The organism is Arthrobacter sp. SIMBA_036, assembly GCF_046535135.1.
Lineage (GTDB): Bacteria > Actinomycetota > Actinomycetes > Actinomycetales > Micrococcaceae > Arthrobacter.
Window position 1 is genome coordinate 276,061 of record NZ_JAWRXG010000005.1, and the last position, 7,936, is coordinate 283,996.

Annotated in this window: 7 protein-coding genes; 3 read left to right on the forward strand and 4 right to left on the reverse strand. The window is 62.1% G+C overall.

Annotated elements, in window-relative coordinates:
• Positions 1–24: 24 nt before the first annotated feature.
• The 4 genes from SB659_RS09520 to lysS all read right to left on the reverse strand — a co-directional run bounded on the left by SB659_RS09520 (position 25) and on the right by lysS (position 5,051).
• Complete coding sequence (locus SB659_RS09520; protein WP_284979430.1) at positions 25–2,517, reverse strand: ATP-dependent Clp protease ATP-binding subunit; 2,493 nt, start codon at positions 2,515–2,517, stop codon at positions 25–27.
• A 371-nt stretch (positions 2,518–2,888) separates the two neighbouring features.
• Positions 2,889–3,215 (reverse strand): histone-like nucleoid-structuring protein Lsr2, encoded by a 327-nt coding sequence (locus SB659_RS09525; protein ID WP_284977104.1) that lies wholly within the window; start codon positions 3,213–3,215, stop codon positions 2,889–2,891.
• A 130-nt stretch (positions 3,216–3,345) separates the two neighbouring features.
• Complete coding sequence (locus tag SB659_RS09530; RefSeq protein ID WP_284979431.1) at positions 3,346–3,519, reverse strand: hypothetical protein; 174 nt, start codon at positions 3,517–3,519, stop codon at positions 3,346–3,348.
• 2 nt (positions 3,520–3,521) lie between these two features.
• Positions 3,522–5,051, reverse strand: a complete 1,530-nt coding sequence (gene lysS, locus SB659_RS09535; protein WP_410550232.1) for a lysine--tRNA ligase — start codon at positions 5,049–5,051, stop codon at positions 3,522–3,524.
• A 57-nt stretch (positions 5,052–5,108) separates the two neighbouring features.
• On the opposite strand from lysS, the gene SB659_RS09540 reads away from it, so the two are divergent.
• The 3 genes from SB659_RS09540 (at position 5,109) to SB659_RS09550 (ending at position 7,760) form a co-directional block, all read left to right on the forward strand.
• Positions 5,109–6,005: an alpha/beta fold hydrolase gene (locus SB659_RS09540; protein ID WP_284979433.1), complete on the forward strand. Its 897-nt coding sequence runs from the start codon at positions 5,109–5,111 to the stop codon at positions 6,003–6,005.
• A 9-nt stretch (positions 6,006–6,014) separates the two neighbouring features.
• Positions 6,015–6,863 (forward strand): alpha/beta fold hydrolase, encoded by an 849-nt coding sequence (locus SB659_RS09545; protein WP_410550233.1) that lies wholly within the window; start codon positions 6,015–6,017, stop codon positions 6,861–6,863.
• Between the two features lie 63 nt (positions 6,864–6,926).
• A complete protein-coding gene (locus tag SB659_RS09550) occupies positions 6,927–7,760 on the forward strand; it encodes an alpha/beta fold hydrolase (RefSeq protein ID WP_284979435.1) in 834 nt (277 codons plus the stop codon).
• The last annotated feature ends 176 nt before the right edge of the window (positions 7,761–7,936 follow it).

Sequence of the window (7,936 nt, forward strand, 5' to 3'; positions counted from 1 at the left end):
GGCGCCGTGCTGATGCGGTTATGCCTACGCGGTGGGAGCGATCTCCGGGATGCGCGGCTTGGCGTTGCCTGCGAACGTGAACTTGGCGTCGTCCCCTTCGCCGTCCACATCCACTACCACGATGTCGCCGGCGTGGATCTCGCCGAACAGGATCTTCTCGGACAGCTGGTCCTCGATTTCGCGCTGGATGGTGCGGCGCAGCGGCCGGGCACCCATTGCGGGATCGTAACCGCGGGTAGCCAAGAGGACCTTGGCGGCCGTGGTGAGCTCGATGCCCATGTCCTTGTCCTTGAGGCGACGCTCCAAGCGGGTCACGAACATGTCCACGATCTCGATGATCTCGTCCTGGGTCAGCTGCGGGAACACCACGACGTCGTCAACGCGGTTGAGGAACTCAGGGCGGAAGTGCTGCTTCAGCTCTTCCGTGACCCGGGCCCGCATCCGGTTGTAACCGGTCTGGGTGTCCGTGCCGGACTGGAAACCAGTGGCCACGCTCTTGGAGATATCGCGGGTACCAAGGTTGGTGGTCATGATGATCACAGTGTTCTTGAAGTCCACCACGCGGCCCTGGGAGTCGGTCAGGCGGCCGTCTTCCAGAATCTGCAGCAGGGAGTTGAAGAGGTCCGCGTGGGCCTTCTCAACTTCATCGAACAGGACCACGGAGAACGGACGCCTGCGGACCTTCTCGGTCAGCTGGCCACCTTCTTCGTAGCCAACATAGCCCGGAGGAGCACCGAAGAGACGCGAAACCGTGTGCTTCTCGGAGTACTCGGACATGTCCAGGGTGATGAGGGCGTCCTCTTCACCGAACAGGAATTCGGCAAGTGCCTTGGCGAGCTCGGTCTTGCCGACGCCGGTGGGGCCGGCGAAGATGAACGAGCCACCGGGACGCTTGGGGTCCTTCAGGCCTGCACGGGTGCGGCGGATAGCCTGGGACAGCGCCTTGATGGCTTCGTCCTGGCCGACGACGCGCTTGTGCAGTTCGTCTTCCATCTTGAGCAGGCGAGAGGACTCTTCCTCGGTGAGCTTGAAGACCGGGATGCCCGTGGAGTTCGCAAGAACTTCAGCGATCAGGTCCTCGTCAACCTCGGAAATGTCGTCCATGCCGCCGGACTTCCAGTTGCGCTCCTTCTCGGCGCGCTCGGCAATGAGCTTCTGCTCTTTGTCGCGCAGCGAGGCAGCACCTTCGAAGTCCTGGGCGTCAATGGCGGATTCTTTCTCCATTTTGACGTCCGCAATGCGCTCATCCATGGCCTTGAGCTCCGGCGGAGCAGTCATGCGACGGATGCGCAGCCGTGCACCGGCTTCATCGATCAGGTCGATTGCCTTGTCTGGCAGGAAGCGGTCCGAGATATAGCGTTCGGCCAGCTGCGCGGCTGAGGCGAGGGCGCCGTCGGTAATCGTTACGCGGTGGTGTGCCTCGTAACGGTCCCGCAGGCCCTTGAGGATCTCGATCGCGTGGGCGACGGAGGGCTCCTTGACCTGGATCGGCTGGAAACGACGCTCCAGTGCAGCGTCCTTTTCGATGTGCTTGCGGTACTCATCCAAGGTGGTGGCACCAATGGTCTGGAGTTCACCGCGGGCAAGCATTGGCTTCAGGATGGACGCAGCATCGATGGCGCCTTCGGCAGCACCGGCACCAACGAGGGTGTGGATCTCGTCGATGAACAGGATGATGTCGCCACGGGTGCGGATTTCCTTGAGGACCTTCTTGAGGCGTTCTTCGAAGTCCCCGCGGTACCGGGAACCGGCAACCAGCGAACCGAGGTCAAGCGTGTAAAGCTGCTTGTCCTTGATGGTCTCCGGGACATCGCCGCGGACGATCGCCTGGGCGAGGCCTTCGACGACGGCGGTCTTACCCACGCCGGGCTCACCAATCAACACAGGGTTGTTCTTGGTGCGACGAGACAGGACCTGCATGACCCGCTCCATCTCCTGCTCGCGGCCGATCACAGGATCGAGCTTGTTCTCGCGGGCAGCCTGGGTCAGGTTGCGTCCGAACTGGTCAAGCACCACTGAACCGGCAGGGGTACCTTCCGGCTGGCCCTGGCCGGAGCCGCTGCCTGCGGTCTCCTTGCCCTGGTAGCCGGAGAGCAGCTGGATAACCTGCTGGCGGACCCTGTTGAGGTCTGCACCGAGCTTGACCAGCACCTGGGCTGCCACGCCTTCGCCTTCGCGAATCAAGCCGAGCAGGATGTGCTCAGTTCCGATGTAGTTGTGGCCGAGCTGCAGTGCTTCGCGGAGCGAGAGCTCCAGCACCTTCTTGGCGCGGGGGGTGAAGGGGATGTGACCGGATGGAGCCTGCTGGCCCTGGCCGATAATCTCCTGTACCTGCTCCCGAACACCATCGAGCGAAATGCTCAGGGACTCGAGCGCTTTGGCTGCAACGCCTTCACCCTCGTGGATCAGACCCAAGAGGATGTGCTCGGTACCGATGTAATTGTGGTTGAGCATCCGTGCCTCTTCTTGGGCAAGAACGACCACGCGACGGGCACGGTCCGTAAATCTCTCAAACATTTCGCCACACTCCTAGCTACGACGTACTTTGACTCTACGTGGAGGAGCAGCACTTTTGGGGCGTGTTCGCCACAGGGGAAACATGGGCCGGCGCTGGAATAAATCGCGCTGGAGGCCTTGACCCCGGACGGCGGGTGGTGGCATCCTCGGGCGCCGGGTTACACCGACGCCCGCCTGTCACGCCCGGGCCATTCCCAAATCGCATTCGGATGGCTCCTACAGGCCTAACGTCACCCTATATAGGAGCAATTCATCAGTGGCGAGCACCGGGATTCACAGGAAATTCCTAGGTTGGCGACGAGCGGCAACGCACTTTCGGAAGTTAAAGCCGAAAGCCCCGGCACTGTGTGCCGGGGCATTCATGCGGTGAATCAGGAATTTGCCTTTTGGTAGGCTTCCTGAATTTCAGCCTGAATACGTCCGCGACTGTTGACCGTGTAGCCGTTATCACGGGCCCATTGCCTGATCTGCGCGGAATCCTGATTGCGCGGAGTGGTCGCACGGCCGCGCGTGGCACGGCCGGAGGATGTCTTCCTGGCCTTGGCAACGAAGGGTTCCAAAGCCTGGCGCAATGATGCAGCGTTGGCGGTGGACAGATCCATTTCGTAGCTCACGCCGTCCAAGCCGAAGCGGACCGTTTCGTCCGCGTCCCCTTCATCCAGGTCATCGACGAGGATGATTTTTACTTTCTGTGCCATGAGTAGCCTCTCTTTTGGAGGGTTGGATAATCAGAAATTCCCCGACTCCGTATTTCTGATTATCGTTCACGCCCACGGCACACGTCAAAGGCACATTTGGATTCCCGTTAAGGCCTTTGTGAATTTTGGGCTATTTAGTGGCGGGGCCCTGCGGCGCTGGGCCGGAATTTCCCAAATCGGCTTCAGCTTGCGCCCGTGCCTCGGCTTGGCGTTCGGATTTGTCGGCATTGAAGATCGACTTCATGGCGAACCAGAAGATCAATCCAACCACCACTGAGGGCGCCAGAACTGCGATGTAATCCATGATCAATGTCCTTCGGGCTTCAACAAGGGGAACAATATGGTTTCACGGATGCCCGCACCGGTGAACAGCATGACCAAGCGGTCGATGCCCAACCCGATACCCCCCATTGGCGGCGCCCCGTACTCGAGAGCACGCAGGAAGTCTTCATCCAACTGCATGGCCTCGTCATCTCCTGCGGCCGAACGCCGCGACTGCTCGGTAAGGCGTTCACGCTGGATCACGGGGTCGATCAGCTCGGAGAATGCCGTACCGCGCTCCATACCGCCGATGATCAAGTCCCACGCCTCGATCAAGCGCCCGTCTTCCCGGTGCGGGCGGGCCAGGGGCTGGGCGGACGGCGGGTAGTCATAAACAAAGGTGGGGTTGAGCAGCGTCGGTTCCACAATCTCGCCAAACAACTCAACCACGAGCTTCTCGGCATCCCACTTGGAGTCCACCTTGACTTGGTGTTTGGCAGCGAGGGCCACCAACTCCTCCACCGTGGTGTCAGGCGTTATTTCCTGGCCCACGGCTTCGGAGAGACCCGGGTACACGGAAACCCAAGCCCATTCGCCGTCGAGGTTTATTTCACCGGACTCAGTTTGGATGGTTCGGGTACCACCGACGTCGGCCACGTTCAGGATGATTTCCTTCATACGCTCGGCCATGACGAACTGGTCCGCCCACGCTTCATAGCATTCAAGGGTGGTGAATTCGGGGCTGTGCGTGGAGTCCACGCCCTCATTACGGAAAACCCTGCCCATGTCATAGACGCGGTCAATCCCGCCCACCACGGCCCGCTTGAGGAATAGTTCCGTGGCAATGCGGAGCGTCATTTTCTGGTCGAAGGCGTTCATGTGGGTCTCGAAGGGCCGGGCCGTGGCGCCGCCGTGAACCAACTGCAGGATGGGCGTCTCAACCTCCACATACCCGTGGCGGTCCAAGGTGTCCCGCACCGAGCGCGTAATCGCAGCCCGCTTGTAGACCATTTCGCGCGCTTCTTCGCGGACCATCAAATCCACATAACGCTGCCGGACCCGCGTTTCCTCGTTCAGCTCGGCATGCAGCACAGGAAGCGGGCGGAGCGCCTTTGAAGCCATGGACCACGAGTCGGCCATGACAGAGAGTTCGCCTCGGCGGGAGGAAATAACCTCGCCCTTGATAAAGACGTGATCGCCAAGGTCTACCAGGGCCTTCCAATCGGCCAGGGATTCCTCACCGATGTTGGCCAGGCTCAGCATTGCCTGGAGGCGCACTCCCTTGCCGTCAACCCCACCTTCCTGAAGGGTGGCGAAGCACAGCTTGCCGGTGTTGCGCACGAACACGACGCGGCCGGTGACGCCTACGACGTCGCCGGTTGTTTCGTCAGCCTCAAGGTGCGCATACTTTTCGCGGATTTCACTGAGGGAGTGTGTCCGCTCCACAGCCACCGGGTAGGCCTCCGAGCCGCGGGCAAGCAGCTTGGCACGCTTGTCCATGCGGATGCGCATTTGTTCGCTGGCATCGAGGGGCTCTGCGGAAGTGCTGGGGGCGGCGGTGTTTGCGGAAGTCACAGTCCTTAAGTTTACCGGTGATTACGAGCCCTGATTTCCCGGGCATAGACTCACCCTGTGGAGACATGGACAGTTGAAACGGACGACGGCGGTGGCCACCTCGAAGTGCACACGTTCCGTGCTGCGTCAGGTGCTTCCCTTCCGGGTTCCAAGGCACCGACTGAACCGCCCGGCGTCGTGCTTGTCCACGGCACGTTGGTGACTGATTCCCTTTACTGGCCGTTCGCGCGCACCATGAGCCTCCTCCTGGAGCGCCCCGTCCACACCTACAACCGGCGGGGCCGTGGCCATTCCGCACCGCAGCCGCACGGATATTCCGTGGAGACCGAGATCGCCGATCTGCACGCAGTGATGGACAAGACAGGGTCCACGGACGTGATTGGCCATAGTTATGGCGGTTTCGTGGGCTTACAGGCCGCCCGCCGCGGCAAGATCAGCCGGCTGGTCACCTACGACGCTGCGGTGTCCCTCGCCGGAAGCCTCAGCGGCCGTTGGCGCCCCGAGTTGGAGGCTGCTGTCACCGCGGGGCAGCTAGACGATGCGTGGGCGCACCTCGTGCAAGGCCTCGGAACCGCTGGTCCCATTTCATACCTGCCGATGGGTGCTCTGAGGACGCTCAGTGTCCTCTCGGCACGGACGCGGCTGGGTTTGGAGATGCGGTCGTTGCTGCCTACCGCCGTCGTCGAGATGCGCGCAGTCCTCGCCGCCGACGGGACGCTGGAGGATTTCATGAGCCTTACCACCCCCACCCTGATGCTGAGCGGCGGCTGGAGCCCGGCATATTTCGCCGAAACGGGCCGAGCCTTGGCCGCGGCGGTGCCAGCCATCGAGTTGGCCATCGTTCCGTTCCAGTTTCATGAAGGCCCGCTGCGCCCGGGGAGGCGCCTGGCCGTACGTGTGGCCCGGTTCCTGTCCGGGAACCGCATCCCTGGAGAAGCCGCCGCAGCCACCTAAGATGTTCCGGTGAAGGAACGCGAGATCAAGACGCACGACGGCGGCAGGCTTGCCCTATACAGCTACGGCGCCCAACACGCACCCGGCGATCGACGGGTCGTGATCGTGGGAGGCGCGTTCCTCACCGCGCTCATCTACCGGCCGTTCTCCGTGGCCCTGGCCAAAGGACTAGGGAACGATTGGGCCGTAGACGTCTACGATCGCCGGGGCCGCGGAAAGTCAACGGACCAACCCCACAACTACTCCATGGCAACCGAGATTGCGGATGTGCGCACCATCATGGACGCCACCGGAGCACGGAACATCCTGGGCCACAGCCTCGGCGGTTCCGTGGCATTGAACGCTGCGCACGCGTTTGCCGGCACGCGTCACCAACCGGAGAAGCTCGCCGTGTACGACGCCGCGGTGAACATCGACGGAAGTATGGACACGGACTGGTTGAAAGGTTTTGCCGACGCGGTCAACAAGGGCGACATCAACCGCGCCATGGTCCGAATGAAACGTGGCATGAACCCTGGGACGGCCCTTGCCCGCGTCCCCGAGCCGGTTCTGGCCGGGCTAATGGCGGTGGTTTCCCGCACCAAGGTCAATAAGGTCTTCCGTGAACTGCTGCCGTCCGGCGTCGGCGAACTGCAGGCCGCTTTCGAAGCTTCCGGCACTGACTTCTCCGTCCTTCCGCGCGGCACGCATTTTATGGTGGGCAAGAAGAGCCCGGAGTATTACAAAGTCACCGCCGCCCGGCTGAACCGCGCCGTCCCGGGGAGCACCTTGGAAGTATCGCCCAAAGGCTTCCACGGATCCGTTCCGGCAGCGGTCAAGGAACTTGTCTCGGACATTTCGGACTACTTCAGGGGCTGACCGGTTATATACATAGGAGCGGGGCGGCTGTCGGCAGTCAGGTGGCTCCGATAGGCTCAAGTCATGACGCGCGACATCATCATCACCCCGGACGGCGGACACCTCGAAGTACTCACCACCGGTGGTGAGCTGGCAACGAAAGGTTCCGGCGTCGTCGTTGTGCCGGCCTCCGTAGTTACGGCTGCCGATTACACGCGTTTCGCGCAGAAACTCAGCACAGCGCTCGGCCGGCCAGTCCACACTTTCAACCGTCGCGGCCGCGGTGATTCATCCCCACAGGCCGAGGATTACACCCTTGAAGCCGATATCCGCGACTTGGACGCGGTGATGAAGCACACCTCCAGCACAGACGTCTTCGGGCACAGCTTCGGTGGCGCCGTGGCACTCCATGCAGCCCGTACGCTGCCCGTGGAACGGCTCGCGGTCTACGACCCCGCAGTATCCGTCAATCACAGCGTCAAGGCCGACTGGACGCCCGAATATGAACGGGCGACGGCGGCTGGAGACTACGATCGTGGCCTCGCCGTGCTGATCAAGGGCGTCGAAACCGGCGGCGCTTTCGCGCGCATGCCGCTGTCTATGTTGACCCTGGCAACGAAGCTTGCTGCGGGTACGCCATTGGGCAAGCAGATGCGGGAGCTGATGACCTGCGGCGTCCGTGAGATCAAGGCTGTCATAGCCGCGGACATGCCTGCAGAGCCCTTCTTGGAGCTCCCCCTGGAAACCTTGATCGTGGTGGGCGAAAAGAGCCCGGCATATTTTGGCGTCGCCTGCGGCCAGATCCACGATGTCCTGTCCGGGTCCAGCTACACCATCCTCCCGGGCTTCGGGCACGACGGGCCGAACAAGGCCCCTGACAAGCTGATCACGGAGCTATCCGAGTTCTTCTCGGGCTAGGTTCGGTGCTGCCTGGGGCGCTGATGGCCCTGGGTTGTGTTCTGGGTGTTAAATGCGGGGAGCCCCGACCGTGGGGTCGGGGCTCTCCGGTTGAATGGTTGTCCGGCGGTGTCCTACTCTCCCACACCCTCCCGGGTGCAGTACCATCGGCGCTGTGGGTCTTAGCTTCCGGGTTC

Bases quoted from the DNA above. Each gene is read 5' to 3' on its own strand.
- SB659_RS09520 (WP_284979430.1), bottom strand. From the start codon at position 2,517: ATGTTTGAGAGATTTACGGACCGTGCCCGTCGCGTGGTCGTTCTTGCC.
- SB659_RS09525 (WP_284977104.1), bottom strand. From the start codon at position 3,215: ATGGCACAGAAAGTAAAAATCATCCTCGTCGATGACCTGGATGAAGGG.
- SB659_RS09530 (WP_284979431.1), bottom strand. From the start codon at position 3,519: ATGGATTACATCGCAGTTCTGGCGCCCTCAGTGGTGGTTGGATTGATC.
- SB659_RS09550 (WP_284979435.1), top strand. From the start codon at position 6,927: ATGACGCGCGACATCATCATCACCCCGGACGGCGGACACCTCGAAGTA.